Here is a 15,166-nt window from a genome sequence, read left to right as displayed (position 1 = left end):
CCCATGTTTGCCCCCTCCCAAGCCGATGTGCGCCGCTTTTTCTGCGCGGTGTACGACAAAGCCCAGCAAGCCGCGCCGATGGAAGCCATCGAGGTGCTGGCCCACGAATGGATACAGCGCCACCCCGAGTACCACGCCGAGCTGGCGGACGTGGACGCGGCCCTGCGCCGCATGCACGAGGCCTCCGAGGTGCGCGACAACCCCTTCCTGCACCTGTCCATGCACCTGAGCATCAGCGAACAATGCTCGATCGACCAGCCCCCGGGCATACGCCAGGCGGTGGAACTGCTGGCCGCGCGGCTGGATTCGGTGCATGAAGCCCACCACCAGGTGATGGAATGCCTGGGGCGCATGCTCTGGGAAAGCCAGCGCAGCGGGCGCCCACCCGACGGGCAAGCCTACATCGAGGCGGTCCGGGCACGCGCCACACAACGCTGAAAACGAAAAGGCCCCGGCAGGCTGCACCCGCCAGGGCCTTCGGCAGAACCCAGTTCGTGCCGTGTGACAAGGTGGAGTTGGATGTCGCACCCTGTCGGAAGCAAGGTATTGCTTCCTCTGAGATGCCAGGCTATCCAGCGGACTGGACGGCGGGCAGTGGCCTGAGAGGGCGGTTGAAGTGGTGCCACCCTCAGACGGTTTCAGTGTAGCCGCGCCGACGGTCCATGGCCTACTGAATTTCCCCAATCGCCCAGAAAAAGGCCATTGATTTTTTGCAACAAACCGTGAACCCCCCCCTGAACGGGTCGGCATTAAATTCAATTTTCAATATAAAAAACAATTTCTAAAGTATTGACTTGGCATGACGAGCCCCCTAATATCGCGCCACTTTCATCCGTGAGAACCCTTAGACGCCGCCGATACCGGCCCGATTGACCACCGCGTGGTGGTCGATGGCGACCCCCCAATCTCGCACCGCCCGGCCCCATGGCCACCCCGGTGCCCAGAAAGGAGAGTGCTATGCCAGCGCCCAACCTGCCCCGCTTGTCCGGGGCTTTGCAGACGACCCGCACCGCGTTGAAAGACGTGGCCCAGGGCTTCGTTTCCGTGACACACAACGGTATGGCCCTGCTGGGCCTGCTGCTCGCCGCCAGCCTGGTGCTGCTCGTGAGCCAGCCGCAACTGCGCGACAGCGCCGAACGCCAACTGTTCGGTTGGCTGATGGAGCGCCAGAGCGCCAGCGCCGAGATCCCGGCCGACCCAAGCGCGATCGACCGCGTGACCGCGGCCGACCTGCAAGACCTGCCGCGCCAGCAAGCCCAAGTGGCCGACTGGCTGAGCCGCAAGTACCGCGTGGCCAAGGAACCGATCGCCGCCCTGGTGGCCGAAGCCTATGAAGTGGGCGTGCGCGCCCGCCTGGACCCGACGCTGATCCTGGCGGTGATGGCCATCGAGTCGCGGTTCAACCCCTTCGCCGCCAGCCCGGTGGGCGCCCAGGGCCTGATGCAGGTCATGACCCGCGTGCACGCCGACAAATACGAGGACTTTGGCGGCCAGTGGGCCGCTTTCGATCCACTGAGCAACCTGCGCGTGGGAGCCCAGGTGCTGCAGGGCACGATCCGCCAGGCCGGCAGTGTGGAAGGCGGCTTGCGCCTTTACGTCGGTGCCATCACCTCGGACGGCCAGGACTACATCGACAAGGTGCTGTCGGAACACGGTCGCCTGCAGCGCGTGGCCCAGGGCCAGCGCGTGGCCTTCACCGCCCACCAGCGCCGCACCGCGGCGCCCGCCACGGCCCCGGCCGCTCCGAACCTGCCGCACGACAGCGACCTGGAAGCCGAAGCCGCGCCGAGCCAAATCGGTCCGGTGGCCAAAACCTCCTGATAAAATCCGCCCCGCGCGCGACTGGCGATAGGTTCGGTCAGCCTTGGGGCTGGCCATGACGGACTGACGTGGGTTCACCACTGGGAAGCGCGCCGCCCTGCCGGCAACCGCTGGTGCGGCGCTGAGCCGTTCGCCTGGGCAGCCCTTGGTCACCAAGGGTCATTCGACGACTCCAGGACTGCCATGTACGACCGCAACATCCTCATCGAACAGACCGACCCCGAGCTGTTCGCCGCCATCCAGGCCGAAAACGCGCGCCAGGAACACCACATCGAGCTGATCGCCAGCGAGAACTACGCCTCGCCGGCCGTGATGGCCGCCCAGGGCACCCAGCTCACCAACAAATACGCCGAGGGCTACCCCGGCAAGCGCTATTACGGCGGCTGCGAGTACGTGGACGTGGCCGAGCAACTCGCCATCGACCGCGTCAAGCAGCTGTTCGGCGCCGACGCCGCCAACGTGCAGCCGCACTGCGGCGCCTCGGCCAACGAGGCCGTGTTCCTGGCTTTCCTCAAGCCCGGTGACACCATCATGGGCATGAGCCTGGCCGAAGGCGGCCACTTGACCCACGGCATGCCGCTGAACATGTCGGGCAAGTGGTTCAACGTCGTGTCCTACGGCCTGAACGCCCAGGAAGAGATCGACTACGACGCGATGGAAGCCAAGGCGCGAGAGCACCGCCCCAAGCTGATCGTGGCCGGTGCCTCCGCCTACGCCCTGCGCATCGATTTCGAGCGCTTCGCCAAGATCGCCAAGGAAATCGGCGCCATCTTCATGGTGGACATGGCCCACTACGCCGGCTTGATCGCCGCTGGCGTGTACCCCAACCCGGTGCCGTTCGCCGACGTGGTGACCTCCACCACCCACAAGAGCCTGCGCGGCCCGCGCGGCGGCATCATTTTGATGAAGGCCGAGCACGAGAAGGCCATCAACAGCGCGATTTTCCCCGGCCTGCAAGGCGGCCCGCTGATGCACGTGATCGCGGCCAAGGCCGTGGCCTTCAAGGAAGCGCTGACGCCCGAGTTCAAGGCTTACCAGCAACAGGTGGTGAAGAACGCCCAGATCGTGGCCGAAACGCTGACCCAGCGTGGCCTGCGCATCGTCAGCGGCCGCACCGAAAGCCATGTGATGCTGGTGGACCTGCGCGCCAAGGGCATCACCGGCAAGGAAGCCGAGGCCGTGCTGGGCAGCGCCCACATGACCATCAACAAGAACGCGATTCCGAATGACCCGGAAAAGCCGATGGTGACCAGCGGCGTGCGCATCGGCACCCCGGCCATGACCACCCGCGGCTTCAAGGACGAAGAGGCCCGCATCACGGCCAACCTGATCGCCGACGTGCTGGACAACCCGCGCGACCCGGCCAACATCGAAGCGGTGCGTGCCAAGGTCAACGCCCTGACCGCCCGCTTCCCGGTTTACAAGTAAGCCGCCATGAAGTGCCCCTTCTGCGGCCACGCCGACACCCAGGTGGTGGAGACGCGTGTCGCCGAGGAGGGGACTTTCATCCGCCGCAGGCGCCGCTGCGGCGCCTGCGACAAACGCTTCACCACCTACGAACGGCCGGAGGTCACCTTCCCGGCCGTGGTGAAGAAGGACGGCCGGCGCATCGACTACGACCCGGCCAAACTGCGCGCCAGCTTCGCCCTGGCCCTGCGCAAACGCCCCGTCAGCACCGAACAGGTGGACGCGGCCATGGAACACATCGAGGAAAAGCTGCTGAACCTGCCGGCGCGCGAGGTGCCCTCGCACCGCCTGGGCGAAATGGTGATGCGCGAACTCAAGAAGCTCGACAAGGTGGCCTACATCCGCTTCGCCAGCGTGTACCGCAGCTTCGAGGACATCGACGAATTCAAGACCCTGGTTGACGAAGTGCGTCAATGACGCCGCCGTCGCCGCCCACCGGCTTTCCTGCGACAATAGCGGGATGTTCACCGGCATCATCACCGGCGTGGGGCGCATCGCCGCTGTCCACTCCCTTGGCTCTTCTTCCCAGCACGGCAAGCGCCTGACCGTCGAAACGCCACCCGGCTACCTCGACGACGTGGGCCTGGGCGACAGCATCGCGATCAACGGCGCCTGCATGACCGTGACCACCCTGGACCTGCCGCAGCGCCAGTTCACCGTGGACGTGTCGGCCGAGTCGCTGGACAAGACCGCCGGCCTGGACCAGACCGGCACCGTGAACCTGGAAAAGGCCCTGCGCGCCCACGACCGCCTGGGCGGGCACATCGTGTCAGGTCACGTGGACGGCATCGGCCGGGTGGCGCGTTTCGAGCGCGTCGGCGAAAGCTGGGAGCTGCGCGTGCTGGCCCCGGTCGCCCTGAGCAAGTACCTGGCGTACAAGGGCTCCCTCACCGTCAACGGCGTGAGCCTGACCGTCAACCGCGTGGACGACCAGCCCGACGGCTGCGCCTGCAGCATCAACCTGATTCCGCACACGGTGGAACACACGGCGCTGGGCCGCTTGCAGGCCGGCAGCCCGGTGAACCTCGAAATCGACCTGATCGCCCGCTACGTCGAGCGCATGCTGGGCGCGCCCGCCACGGCCGCCTGACCCCACCCCACACACCATGAACTCCCCTACCCCCCTGGCACCGGTCGCCATCTCGCCCGTGGAAGACATCGTCGCCGACATGAAGGCCGGCAAGATCGTCATCCTGGTGGACGAGGAAGACCGCGAGAACGAAGGCGACCTGGTGCTGGCCGCCGACCACGTGACGCCGGAAGCCATCAACTTCATGGCGCGCTTCGGCCGCGGCCTGATCTGCCTGACGCTGACGCGCGAGCGCTGCGAACGCCTGCAACTGCCGCCCATGGTGCCGCGCAATGGCACCAAGATGGGCACGGCTTTCACCGTGTCGATCGAGGCCGCCGAGGGCGTGACCACCGGCATTTCGGCCGCCGACCGCGCCCGCACCGTGCAGGTGGCGGTGGCCGCCAACGCCCATGCCGCCGATCTGGTGCAGCCCGGTCACATCTTCCCGCTGCAGGCGGTGGAAGGCGGGGTGCTGATGCGCGCCGGCCACACCGAGGCCGGCTGCGACCTCGCGGCCATGGCCGGCTGCACGCCATCGGCGGTGATCTGCGAAATCATGAAGGACGACGGCACCATGGCGCGCCTGCCGGACCTGCAGGTGTTCGCCGCCGAGCACGGCCTCAAGATCGGCACCATCGCCGACCTGATCGAACACCGCAGCCGCGTGGAAAGCCTGGTGCAGCAGGTGGGCTGCCGCCCCCTGAACACCGCATTCGGCGAATTCCAGGCGCATGCCTTCCGCGACGACACCGGCGGCGCGGTGCACCTGGCCCTGGTCAAGGGCAGCTGGGACGCTGGCGACACGGTGGACGTGCGCGTGCACGAACCGCTGAGCGTGCTGGACGCCCTGGAAGTGGGGCGCGCCATGCACTCGTGGACGCTGGAAACCAGCTTGCGCCACATGGCCGAGCAGGGTCGGGGCGTGGTGGTGCTGCTGAACTGCGGCGAAAGCGGCGAACAGTTGCTGGCCCAGTTCGAAGGCACGGCACGTTCGGCCCAGGCACCGGAACGGGGCCGCATGGACCTGCGCACCTACGGCATTGGCGCGCAGATCCTGCGCGAATGCGGCGTGCACAAGATGCAGCTGCTGGGCACGCCACGGCGCATGCCCAGCATGGCCGGCTATGGGCTGGAAGTGACCGGCTTTTTGAGCAAGAACGAAGGAAATTGACATGTTGGGTGCCGACAAAGGCAGCGCCGAGGCGCTGAACGGACAGGGTTTGCGCATCGGGATCGTGCAGGCCCGCTTCAACCAGGGCATCACCGACGCCCTGGCCCAGGCCTGCCTGAGCGAACTGCAAGCCCTGGGCGTGGCGGAGGTGGAACACGTGAAGGTGGCCGGTGCGCTGGAAGTGCCGGTGGTGCTGCAAGCCATGGCCGAGAGCGAGCGCTTCGATGCGCTGATCGCCCTGGGCTGCGTGATCCGCGGCGAGACCTACCACTTCGAGCTGGTGTGCAACGAATCGGCCGCGGGCGTGACCCGGGTGTCACTGGACCACCAGATCCCGGTGGCCAACGCCATTCTGACCACCGAAAACCTGCCGCAGGCGGTGGCCCGCCAGGACGAGAAAGGCCGCGACGCGGCCCAGGTCGCGGTGGAAATGGCCCGCCTGTTGGCCCGGTTGAACCGCGCATGAGCCAGCCCAACGCCCCCCAGACCGCCGACCGGCCGCGCAAGGCGGCCGACAAGTCGGCCCGCACCCGTGCCCGCGAATTCGCCCTGCAGGCCCTGTACCAGCACCTGGTCGGCGGCAACAGCGCCGAGGACGTGGACCTGTTCACCCGCGACCTGAGCGGCTTCCACAAGGCCGACAGCGCGCACTACGACGCCCTGCTGCACGGCTGCGTGGCCGAAGCGGCCGAACTGGACGCGGCCATCACCCCCTTGCTTGACCGCGCCCTGGCCGAGATTTCGCCGATCGAACGCGGCGTGATGTGGATCGGTGCCTACGAATTCCGCCACTGCGTGGACGTGCCGTGGCGCGTGGTGATCAACGAGTGCATCGAACTGGCCAAGTCCTTCGGCGGCACCGATGGGCACAAGTACGTCAACGGCGTGCTCAACCAGCTCGCGCCGCAGTGGCGGGCGCTGGAGGTGGAACGCGACCAGAAACGCGGCGTGGGCAAACCCGCCCGCGCACCGCTGCCGCCCGCCGCGGACGGCGACACGGCCTGACAGGACCCCGGCGTGAGCGATTTCCACTGGCCGGTGCGGGTGTACTGGGAAGACACCGACGCGGGCGGCATCGTCTTCTACGCCAATTACCTGAAGTTTTTTGAGCGCGCCCGCACCGAATGGCTGCGCAGCCTGGGGGTGGAGCAGCAGCGGCTGCGCGACACGACCGGCGGCATGTTCGTGGTCACCGGCACCGAACTGCGCTACCACCGCCCGGCGCGGCTGGACGATTTGTTGCAAGTCAGCGCCCGGGTGACGGAACTTGGCCGCGCCTCCATGACACTGCAACAGGAGGCTTGGCTGCTGCGCGACGGCCGGCCCGAAGTGCGGTTGTGCGAAGGCACGATCCGCATCGGCTGGGTGGACGCCACCCGCCTGCGTCCCGGCCGCATCCCCGACCCCATACTCGACGCCCTGACCCCATGAACCACGACTTTTCCATCGTCTCGCTGATGCTCAACGCCAGTTGGGTGGTGCAGGCCGTGGTGGCCCTGCTGATCACGGTGTCGGTCATCAGCTGGGCGGCCATCTTCCGCAAGGTGGTCGCCCTCAAGCGCGTGAACGGCCTGACCGAGACCTTCGAGCGCGACTTCTGGTCGGGCGCGAACCTGAACGACCTGTACGACGCGGCCAGCCGCAACGCCCAGGAAGGCAGCCCGATGGAGCGGATTTTCGCCAGCGGCATGCGAGAGTTCCACAAGCTGCGCGAACGCCGCATCAACCAGCCCGACGCGTTGCTGGACGGCGCGCGCCGCGCCATGCGCGCCAGCTACCAACGCGAGGTGGACGCGCTGGAGGTCAACCTCTCCTTCCTCGGCTCGGTGGGCTCGGTGTCTCCCTACGTCGGGCTGTTCGGCACGGTCTGGGGCATCATGCACGCCTTCACCGGCCTGGCCGCGCTGACCCAGGTGACCCTGGCCACCGTGGCCCCCGGCATCGCCGAGGCGCTGGTGGCCACCGCCATCGGCCTGTTCGCGGCGATCCCGGCGGTGGTGGCCTACAACCGCTTTGCCCACGACATCGACCGCGTGGCCAACCGGCTGGAAACCTTCATGGAAGAGTTCTCCAACATCCTGCACCGCAACGTCGGCGCCATGGGACCGGCCGGCACGCCCGGCGCGGGCCGCTGACCAGGAGCCGCCCATGCCCGCCGTCGCTTCCCGTGGCAAAGGCCGCCGCACCATGAACGACATCAACATGGTGCCCTTCATCGACGTGATGCTGGTGCTGCTGATCATCTTCATGGTGACCGCGCCCATGTTGACGCCGAGCCAGATCGAACTGCCTTCGGTCGGCAAGGGCGCCAACCCGCCCAAGCGCTTCGTCGAAGTGCTGATCGACCGGGAAGGGCGCATGGCGGTGAAGGAAGGCGGCCGTTCCGGCGACGGCGAGCCGGTGACCGACGCGGCGCTGGTGGCGCGCGTGCGCGACCTGCAGGGCACCCCGGCCGCGGGCGAGGGCCCGGCGCCGGTGATCATCAGCGCCGATAAAGCCGTGAAATACGAGCAGGTCGTCCAGGCCATGGACGCGTTGCAGCGCGCCGGCGTGGCACGGGTGGGCCTGTCGGTGCAGCCAAGCCGCTGACCCGGGGCCATGCAAGCCACCGCCGACGCCCTGGACCTGAACCCGCCCGACGGCGGCCGCTGGCGCGGCCCGCTGGGACTGGCCTTTGGGGTGCACCTGCTGCTGGTGCTGGCGCTGACCTGGGGCGTGTCTTGGCAGACCGACACCGTGACGGTGGCCGAGGCCGAGTTGTGGTCGCGCCTGCCGCAAGTGGCGGCGCCCAAGCTGGTGGCGCCAGAACCGCCCCCCGAGCCCAGGACCAGCCCGGCCCCACGCCCGGTGGAAAGTCCAGCCGAACCACCGCCACCCGCTGCCCAAGCGGTGAAGGACGCGGAGATTGCCTTGGCCCGCCAGCGCGAACGTGAGGAGCAGGCCAAACGCCAAGCCCTGCAGCGCGAGGCCGAAGCCCAACGGCGAGAGCAAGAGAAGCGCGAACAACAGGCCAAGGACAAGGCGGCGGCGGAAAAAGCGGCCAAAGAGAAGGCCGCCAAGGACAAAGCCGCGGCCCAAGTCCAGGCCGAGAAAGCCGCGCGCGACAAAGCCGACAAGGCGCAAAAGGCCGCTGCGGCCCAGCTCGAGGCCCAGTTGGAAGCCGACCGCAAAAAGAACCTGGAGCGCATGATGGGCCAATTGGGCGCCACAGGCGGCCCAGGCGCCAAAGGCCAGGCCCAGCAGTCCAGCGGACCGTCGGCCAGCTACGCGGGCAAGCTGGTGGCGCGCATCAGGCCCAACATCGTGTTTGCCGACACCCCTGCCGGCAACCCCCGGGCCGAGGTGGAGGTGCGGGCCCTGCCCGACGGCACCATCGTCGGCAGCAAATTGTTGAAATCCAGCGGGCACCGCGCCTGGGACGATGCCGTGCTGCGCGCGGTGGAGCGCACCGGCAAGCTGCCGCAGGACGAGAACGGCAGGGTGCCGGGCACCCTGATCCTGGGCTTCCGGCCGCAGGACTGAGCCGCGGCGAGCGGGTCGGGTTCAGTCGAAAACGATTTCGGCGCGGCGTCCGTGGGCCTGGGCCTTCCAGGCGGCCAGGGCCGCGTCCGACGGGAACACCAGCGCCTGCTCGCCCAGCTGGATGTCGCAACGCGCGGTCTCGCGCAACACCTGCAAGCGCACCGGCAAGCCGCGCACCAGTTCGCCCTGCTCGCTCATCTCGCGCTTGGCCGGGAACTCGCGCAACAGCGCCGCCACGTCGGGCGCCTGGCCATTGACCGCCACGCGCAGGTATTTGCCGAAGCGGCAGCGCGCCGCGCCCAGATCCCACAACTGCTGCACCTTCAGGCGCAGGCCGCCGGAAAAACGGTCGGGTTGCGCCAGCACCTGGGCCAACACCAGCTCGTCGTCTTTCAACAGCTGCTTGTGTTGGTTGATGAGGGCCTCGTCAGCGGTCGCCTCCATCGTGCCGGTCTTGTCGTCGAGCTTGAAGATCGCCACCTTGCCGCGCTGGCCGTTGATGACGCGCAGGTCGGTGACGATGCCGGCGAGCAGCACCGGGTCGCGGCTGTCCACCACATCGCCGATGGGGGTGCGGGCGAAGCGGCGCACCTCGCGCTCCACCTCGTCAAACAGGTGGCCGCTGAGGTAGAAGCCGATGGCGGTTTTTTCGTGCGTCAGGCGTTCCTTGATGCCCCAGGGTAGCATCTCGACCAGGTCGGGTTCCTGGGTGCTGGCGCCGTGGTCGTCGGCACCGAACATGTCGAACAGGCCGCCCTGGTTGGCGTTGGCCTGCTGGGCGTTGGCGTAGTCGAAGGCCCGCTCCACCGAGGCCAGCAAGGCCGCGCGGTTGAGGTCGAAATGGTCGAAGGCGCCGGCCTTGATCAGCGCCTCGACCGTGCGCTTGTTCAGGCGGCTGCGGTCCACGCGGTTGCAGAAGTCGAACAGGCTCTTGAACGGGCCCACGGTGTCGCCCGCCGGCCCGACACCTTTGCCTTCGCGGGCCGCCACGATGGCTTCAATGGCCTGCTGGCCTGTGCCTTTGACGGCACCCAGGCCGTAGCGGATGACCTTGTCGCTCACAGGCTCGAAGCGGTAAGTGCCGCGGTTGACGTCGGGCGCCTCGAAGGTGATGCCGAACTTGTTGGCGTCCTCGTACAACACCTTGAGCTTGTCGGTGTCGTCCATTTCAATGGTCATGTTGGCGCAGAAGAACTCCGCCGTGAAATGGACCTTGAGCCAGCCGGTGTGGTAGGCCAGCAGCGAGTACGCGGCCGCGTGCGACTTGTTGAAGCCGTAGCCCGCGAACTTTTCCATCAGGTCGAAGACCTCGTCGGCCTTGTCCTGGCCGATGCCGTGGGTGGCCAGGGCACCGGCGCGGAACTTCTCGCGGTGCTCGGCCATTTCCTCGGCCTTTTTCTTGCCCATGGCGCGGCGCAGCAGGTCGGCGCCACCCAGGCTGTAGCCGCCCAGGATCTGCGCGGTCTGCATCACCTGCTCCTGGTAGACCATGATGCCGTAGGTTTCGGACAGCATATCGGCCACGGCCGGGTGCGGGTACTCCACTTCTTCGCGGCCGTGCTTGCGCGCCACGAAGCTGGGAATCAGGTCCATCGGGCCCGGGCGGTACAGCGCGTTCAGGGCGATCAGGTCTTCCAGCCGGGTGGGTTTGGCGTCGCGCAACATGCCCTGCATGCCGCGGCTTTCAAACTGGAACACGGCTTCGGTCTTGCCGTCCTGGAACAGTTTGTAGGTGGCCTTGTCGTCCAGCGGGATGTTCTCGAACGCGAAGCCGGCCTGGCTGGGGTGGCGCCGCAGGATGAATTCCTTGGCCAGTTCCAGAATGGTCAGCGTGGCCAGGCCCAGGAAGTCGAACTTCACCAGGCCCACGGCCTCCACGTCGTCTTTGTCGTACTGGCTGACGGCCGATTCGCTGCCCGGCTGTTGGTACAGCGGGCAAAAATCCGTCAGCTTGCCGGGCGCGATCAGCACCCCCCCGGCGTGCATGCCGATGTTGCGCGTCATGCCTTCGAGCTTCTGCGCCAGCTCGATCAGCTGCTTGACCTCTTCCTCTTTCTGGATGCGCTCGGCCAGTACCGGCTCCATGGCGATCGCGTAGTTGTTCTTGTCGCCGGGTTTGGGCGGGTCGGGCGGGTACTGCAGCGTCACACTCATGCCCGGCTTGTTGGGGATGAGCTTGGAGATGCCGTCGCAAAAGCCGTAGGCAAAGTCCAGCACCCGCCCCACGTCGCGGATGGCGGCGCGCGCGGCCATGGTGCCGAAGGTGGCGATCTGGCTCACCGCGTCCTTGCCGTACTTGTCCTTGACGTAGTCGATGACGCGGTCGCGGTTGGTCTGGCAGAAGTCGATGTCGAAGTCGGGCATGGACACCCGCTCCGGGTTCAGGAAGCGCTCGAACAGCAGGTTGTACTGCAGCGGGTCCAGGTCGGTGATGAGCAGGGCGTAGGCCACCAGCGAACCGGCCCCGGAACCCCGGCCCGGCCCCACCGGGCAGCCGTTTTCCTTGGCCCACTGGATGAAGTCGCCCACGATGAGGAAGTAGCCGGGGAAGCCCATCTTGAGGATGGTGTTGAGCTCGAACTCCAGCCGTTCCACGTAGCGCGGGCGCTCGGCTTCGCGCTTGGCTTCGTCCGGATAGAGGTGGATCAGGCGCGCCTTCAGGCCCTCGTGCGAGACGTGGCGGAAGTAGTCCTCCACCGACATCACCACGCCATCGACCGGCGGAATGGGGAAGTTGGGCAGCTGCGGCTTGCCCAGCGTCAAGGTGAGGTTGCAGCGCTTGGCGATTTCGACCGTGTTGGCCAAGGCGCTGGGCACATCGGCGAACAACGCGGCCATTTCTTCGGACGACTTGAAATACTGGTCGCGGGTGAACTTGCGCACCCGGCGGTGGTTGCCCAGGATTTCGCCTTCGGCAATGCAGACGCGCGCTTCGTGGGCCTCGTAGTCGTCCGGGCCGAGGAACTGCACCGGGTGCGTGGCCACCACCGGCAACTTGAGCCGTGCGGCCAGGGGCACGGCGGCGGCCACGTGGCGCTCGTCGTCGGCGCGGCCGGCGCGTTGCAGCTCCAGGTAGAAGCGGTGCGGGAAGGCGCCGGCCAGTTGCAGCGCCAGGTCGGCGGCCTTGGCCTCGTCGCCGGCCAACAGGGCCTGGCCCACTGGGCCGCTGTGGGCGCCGGACAGCACGATCAGCCCGTCGTTCAGCTCCTGCAACCACTCCCACTTGACGCCGGCCTGGTCGCGCACCACGTTGCGCGTCCAGGCGCGGGCCAGCAGCTCGCACAGGTTCAGGTAGCCCGGGTGGCTTTGCACCAGCAGCAGCAGGCGCGGCAAGCTTTGCGCCTGCACCGACGCACCGGGGGCGACTTCGCCACCCAGGCCCTGCACAAACACCTCGGCACCGATCACCGGCTTGACGCCGGCGCCGCGCGCGGCCTTGTAGAACTTGACCGCGCCGAAGAGGTTGCTCAGGTCGGTGATGGCCAGGGCCGGCTGGCCGTCGGCGGCGGCGGCCTCCACCGTTTCGTCAACGCGGGTGGTCCCATCGACCACGGAAAATTCGGTGTGCAGGCGCAGGTGGACAAACATCCACGGATTGTAGAAGGCGCATGAAAAAGGCGGCCCCTTTGCAAGGGCCGCCCGGGCAGGGTGGAAGGCCGGATCAGCCGCGCAGCTTGGCCGCCACCGCCGCCACCCGCGCGCCGTACAGGCGGGCGGTGTCCAGGTCGCCTTGGGGGATTTTGTCGGCGCCCGCGTCGGACGGCGACTGCACCAGGAGGCCCACCGAACCGCCGAGGTTGTTGACGTCGTTGCGGGTGGCGGCCAGGGTGTTGGCCGGCAGCAGGCCCAGGCTGACCCACAGGCCGCCGTGCTGTGAAGCCAGGGTCTGCAACTGGATCAGGGTGGCGGCCTTGTCGCCGTTCATGCTGGCGCTGTTGGTGAAACCGCCAAAGACCTTGTCCTGCCACTGGCGGCCGAACCAGGCCTTGGACGAGGCGTCGGCAAACTTCTTGAACTGCCAGCTCGGGCCGCCCATGTAGGTGGGCGTACCGAAGATGATGGCGTCGGCCGCGTTCAGGGTCTCCCAGCCGCCGGCAGGGAGGTTGCCGTCCGCGTCGATGGGCAGCAGCTCGGCGTTGGCGCCTTCGGCCACGAGCTGGGCGACGCGCTGGGTGTGGCCGTAGCCCGAATGGAAAACAACGACGACTTGGGTCATGCAAAAACTCCTGGATGAGGTGGCCCGCTGCCGGGCCGGGGGTGTGAAACGTGAAAAGAAAGGGGGGTCAGGGGGCCAGGTCGAACACCAGCACCTCGGCGTCCTGCCCCTGGGCCAGGGTGATGCGGGATTCGTCTTGCAACAGCAGGGCGTCGCCCGCCGCCAGCGACTGGCCGTTGACCTGGACGTTGCCGCGCACCACGTGCACATAGCCCTTGCGTGCCGGGTCCAGCGCCAGTTCGGCCGCCTCGGCGCCGTCGAACAGGCCGGCGTAAACGCGCGCATCGGCGTGCACGGTGACCGCGCCCTCGGCGCCGTCGGGCGCGGCGATCGGGCACAGGCGGCCGCGCTTGTCGGCCGAGGCAAAGGCCTTCTGCTCGTAACCGGGGGCGATGCCGCGCACCTGGGGCTCGATCCAGATCTGCAGGAAATGCGTGGTCTGGTTCGGCGCGTGGTTGAACTCGCTGTGCGTCACGCCCCGGCCGGCGCTCATGCGTTGCACCTCGCCGGGCGGAATGCCCTCGACGTTGCCCATGCTGTCGCGGTGGGCCAGGTTGCCGGCCAGCACGTAGCTGAGGATTTCCATGTCGCGGTGGCCATGGGTGCCGAAGCCGCGGCCCGGGGCGATGCGGTCTTCGTTGATGACGCGCAAGTTGCCCCAGCCCATGAAGGCGGGGTCGACATATTCCGCGAAAGAAAAGGAATGGTGGCTCTGCAGCCAACCGTGATCGGCGTAGCCGCGTTCACGCGAACGGCGCAATTGGATCATGGCGGTGTCCTGTGAGGTGAGAAAGCGATGGCTCCACTGTAGTGCGCCCCGACCGGCATGACGGCGCAGCCATTTGCTGGCATGATTCAAAAATACTGAACGCATACAGCTCAAAAATGCAAAAACAGCGCGCGGCCCTGTCGCCCGAAAACCTGCACCTGATCGACACCGTGGCCCGCACCGGCAGCATGGCGGCGGCGGCGCGCGAACTCGGCCTGGTGCCCAGCGCGTTGACCTACCGGGTGCGCCAGGTGGAAGAGGCGCTGGACGTGCTGCTGTTCGACCGGCATTCGCGCCGCGCCCAGCTCACCCCGGCGGGTGCCGAGCTGTTGCGGGTGGGCGAACACCTGCTGCTGGAACTGGACGCGGTGGCGCAGCGCGTCAAGCGCATCGCCACCGGCTGGGAGCCGCAACTCACCATCACCGCCGACGCCATCGTCTCGCGCACCACCCTGTTCGAACTGTGCGAGGCGTTCTACGCCCTGGGTGCGCCGACCCGGCTGCGGCTGCGGGTGGAAACGCTGTCGGGCACGCTGGAAACCCTGCTGACCGGCCAGGCCGACCTGGCCCTGGGCGTGACGCTGGACAGCGTGAACGCGCAGGGGCTGCACAGCGCCCCGCTGGGCGAGGTGCAGTTCCTGTTCGTGGTGGCGCCGCACCACCCCCTGGCCCAGGCCAGCGCCCCGCTGACCCAGGCGGAGCTGCAACAGCATCGGGTGGTGGCGGTGGCGGATTCGACCCAGCGCGGCGGCGGCCTGACCTTCGGCCTGCTGCCCGGGCAGGACGTGCTCACCGTGCCCACCATGCAGCACAAACTGGAAGCCCAATTGCGCGGGCTGGGCTGCGGCTCCCTGCCACAGCCGCTGGTGCAGCCCTTCCTCGACACCGGCCGGCTGGTGGCCAAAGCCACCACCCTGCCCGACCGGATCTACCGGCCGAGCTACGCCTGGCGCGGCGGCGCCGCAACGGCTGGGCGGCGGGCCCCCGCCGTGCCCGGCCGGGCGCTGGATTGGTGGTTGTCGCAACTGGCCCATCCCACCACCCGCCACGCCCTGCTGCACAACCACCACGCGCGCTGACGCCCACGCGGCGCCCAGGCTGGTACAGTGTTTGCGAAACACCGCCCAG

At 67.7% G+C, this 15,166-nt stretch carries 16 protein-coding genes and 1 riboswitch; of the genes, 13 read left to right on the top strand and 3 right to left on the bottom strand.

All coding sequences use genetic code 11. From position 1 onward, the window contains the following. Positions 1-3: 3 nt before the first annotated feature. From CON77_RS03820 to tolA, 12 genes are all read left to right on the top strand, one after another. On the top strand, positions 4-438 hold the full coding sequence (locus CON77_RS03820) for a DUF1841 family protein (protein WP_101047819.1): 435 nt from the start codon (positions 4-6) through the stop codon (positions 436-438). 519 nt (positions 439-957) lie between these two features. Beyond that, the gene (locus tag CON77_RS03815) at positions 958-1,821 is read left to right on the top strand and encodes a lytic transglycosylase domain-containing protein (protein ID WP_101047818.1); all 864 of its coding nucleotides are present in this window, start codon (positions 958-960) and stop codon (positions 1,819-1,821) included. Between the two features lie 7 nt (positions 1,822-1,828). Then, a riboswitch (ZMP/ZTP riboswitch) is annotated at positions 1,829-1,968 on the top strand. 36 nt (positions 1,969-2,004) lie between these two features. After that, positions 2,005-3,249: a serine hydroxymethyltransferase gene (gene glyA / locus CON77_RS03810; RefSeq protein WP_101047817.1), complete on the top strand. Its 1,245-nt coding sequence runs from the start codon at positions 2,005-2,007 to the stop codon at positions 3,247-3,249. 6 nt (positions 3,250-3,255) lie between these two features. Further along, entirely contained in the window at positions 3,256-3,705 is a 450-nt protein-coding gene (nrdR, locus tag CON77_RS03805) for a transcriptional regulator NrdR (RefSeq protein ID WP_101047816.1), read from the top strand. A 43-nt stretch (positions 3,706-3,748) separates the two neighbouring features. Next, on the top strand, positions 3,749-4,378 hold the full coding sequence (locus CON77_RS03800; RefSeq protein ID WP_101047815.1) for a riboflavin synthase: 630 nt from the start codon (positions 3,749-3,751) through the stop codon (positions 4,376-4,378). A 16-nt stretch (positions 4,379-4,394) separates the two neighbouring features. Beyond that, a complete protein-coding gene (gene ribBA / locus CON77_RS03795; RefSeq protein ID WP_101047814.1) occupies positions 4,395-5,531 on the top strand; it encodes a bifunctional 3,4-dihydroxy-2-butanone-4-phosphate synthase/GTP cyclohydrolase II in 1,137 nt (378 codons plus the stop codon). A gap of 1 nt (position 5,532) precedes the next feature. Continuing rightward, on the top strand, positions 5,533-5,997 hold the full coding sequence (gene ribH / locus CON77_RS03790; RefSeq protein WP_101047813.1) for a 6,7-dimethyl-8-ribityllumazine synthase: 465 nt from the start codon (positions 5,533-5,535) through the stop codon (positions 5,995-5,997). Beyond that, positions 5,994-6,536, top strand: coding sequence for a transcription antitermination factor NusB (gene nusB, locus CON77_RS03785; protein ID WP_101047812.1), 543 nt, complete (start codon positions 5,994-5,996; stop codon positions 6,534-6,536). The genes ribH and nusB overlap by 4 nt, the downstream gene beginning before the upstream one ends. A 12-nt stretch (positions 6,537-6,548) precedes the next feature. Next, complete coding sequence (gene ybgC, locus CON77_RS03780; RefSeq protein WP_101047811.1) at positions 6,549-6,962, top strand: tol-pal system-associated acyl-CoA thioesterase; 414 nt, start codon at positions 6,549-6,551, stop codon at positions 6,960-6,962. After that, the gene (gene tolQ, locus CON77_RS03775; RefSeq protein ID WP_101047810.1) at positions 6,959-7,666 is read left to right on the top strand and encodes a protein TolQ; all 708 of its coding nucleotides are present in this window, start codon (positions 6,959-6,961) and stop codon (positions 7,664-7,666) included. The genes ybgC and tolQ overlap by 4 nt, the downstream gene beginning before the upstream one ends. A 13-nt stretch (positions 7,667-7,679) precedes the next feature. Next, positions 7,680-8,120: an ExbD/TolR family protein gene (locus CON77_RS03770; protein WP_101047809.1), complete on the top strand. Its 441-nt coding sequence runs from the start codon at positions 7,680-7,682 to the stop codon at positions 8,118-8,120. Positions 8,121-8,129: 9 nt separating this feature from the next. Further along, positions 8,130-9,053: a cell envelope integrity protein TolA gene (tolA, locus tag CON77_RS03765; RefSeq protein ID WP_101047808.1), complete on the top strand. Its 924-nt coding sequence runs from the start codon at positions 8,130-8,132 to the stop codon at positions 9,051-9,053. A 21-nt stretch (positions 9,054-9,074) separates the two neighbouring features. On the opposite strand, the gene dnaE is transcribed toward tolA, so the two are convergent. The 3 genes from dnaE to CON77_RS03750 all read right to left on the bottom strand — a co-directional run bounded on the left by dnaE (position 9,075) and on the right by CON77_RS03750 (position 14,038). Then, a complete protein-coding gene (dnaE, locus tag CON77_RS03760) occupies positions 9,075-12,641 on the bottom strand; it encodes a DNA polymerase III subunit alpha (RefSeq protein WP_101047807.1) in 3,567 nt (1,188 codons plus the stop codon). Between the two features lie 73 nt (positions 12,642-12,714). Then, a complete protein-coding gene (locus tag CON77_RS03755) occupies positions 12,715-13,269 on the bottom strand; it encodes a flavodoxin family protein (RefSeq protein ID WP_101047806.1) in 555 nt (184 codons plus the stop codon). Positions 13,270-13,336: 67 nt separating this feature from the next. Then, on the bottom strand, positions 13,337-14,038 hold the full coding sequence (locus tag CON77_RS03750) for a pirin family protein (protein WP_101047805.1): 702 nt from the start codon (positions 14,036-14,038) through the stop codon (positions 13,337-13,339). A gap of 116 nt (positions 14,039-14,154) precedes the next feature. On the opposite strand from CON77_RS03750, the gene CON77_RS03745 reads away from it, so the two are divergent. Further along, a complete protein-coding gene (locus CON77_RS03745; RefSeq protein ID WP_101047804.1) occupies positions 14,155-15,117 on the top strand; it encodes a LysR family transcriptional regulator in 963 nt (320 codons plus the stop codon). The last annotated feature ends 49 nt before the right edge of the window (positions 15,118-15,166 follow it).

It is taken from the genome of Macromonas nakdongensis (genome assembly GCF_002837145.1).
In the GTDB taxonomy this organism is placed as follows: domain Bacteria; phylum Pseudomonadota; class Gammaproteobacteria; order Burkholderiales; family Burkholderiaceae_C; genus Macromonas_B; species Macromonas_B nakdongensis.
Note: the sequence above shows the minus strand (reverse complement) of the source record. Positions and strands in the feature narration are given on the sequence as shown.

Bases quoted from the DNA above. Each gene is read 5' to 3' on its own strand.
- CON77_RS03820 (WP_101047819.1), top strand. From the start codon at position 4: ATGTTTGCCCCCTCCCAAGCCGATGTGCGCCGCTTTTTCTGCGCGGTG.
- dnaE (WP_101047807.1), bottom strand. From the start codon at position 12,641: ATGTTTGTCCACCTGCGCCTGCACACCGAATTTTCCGTGGTCGATGGG.
- ribBA (WP_101047814.1), top strand. From the start codon at position 4,395: ATGAACTCCCCTACCCCCCTGGCACCGGTCGCCATCTCGCCCGTGGAA.
- CON77_RS03755 (WP_101047806.1), bottom strand. From the start codon at position 13,269: ATGACCCAAGTCGTCGTTGTTTTCCATTCGGGCTACGGCCACACCCAG.
- CON77_RS03750 (WP_101047805.1), bottom strand. From the start codon at position 14,038: ATGATCCAATTGCGCCGTTCGCGTGAACGCGGCTACGCCGATCACGGT.
- nrdR (WP_101047816.1), top strand. From the start codon at position 3,256: ATGAAGTGCCCCTTCTGCGGCCACGCCGACACCCAGGTGGTGGAGACG.
- CON77_RS03815 (WP_101047818.1), top strand. From the start codon at position 958: ATGCCAGCGCCCAACCTGCCCCGCTTGTCCGGGGCTTTGCAGACGACC.
- glyA (WP_101047817.1), top strand. From the start codon at position 2,005: ATGTACGACCGCAACATCCTCATCGAACAGACCGACCCCGAGCTGTTC.
- tolQ (WP_101047810.1), top strand. From the start codon at position 6,959: ATGAACCACGACTTTTCCATCGTCTCGCTGATGCTCAACGCCAGTTGG.
- CON77_RS03745 (WP_101047804.1), top strand. From the start codon at position 14,155: ATGCAAAAACAGCGCGCGGCCCTGTCGCCCGAAAACCTGCACCTGATC.
- CON77_RS03800 (WP_101047815.1), top strand. From the start codon at position 3,749: ATGTTCACCGGCATCATCACCGGCGTGGGGCGCATCGCCGCTGTCCAC.
- nusB (WP_101047812.1), top strand. From the start codon at position 5,994: ATGAGCCAGCCCAACGCCCCCCAGACCGCCGACCGGCCGCGCAAGGCG.
- CON77_RS03770 (WP_101047809.1), top strand. From the start codon at position 7,680: ATGCCCGCCGTCGCTTCCCGTGGCAAAGGCCGCCGCACCATGAACGAC.
- tolA (WP_101047808.1), top strand. From the start codon at position 8,130: ATGCAAGCCACCGCCGACGCCCTGGACCTGAACCCGCCCGACGGCGGC.
- ribH (WP_101047813.1), top strand. From the start codon at position 5,533: ATGTTGGGTGCCGACAAAGGCAGCGCCGAGGCGCTGAACGGACAGGGT.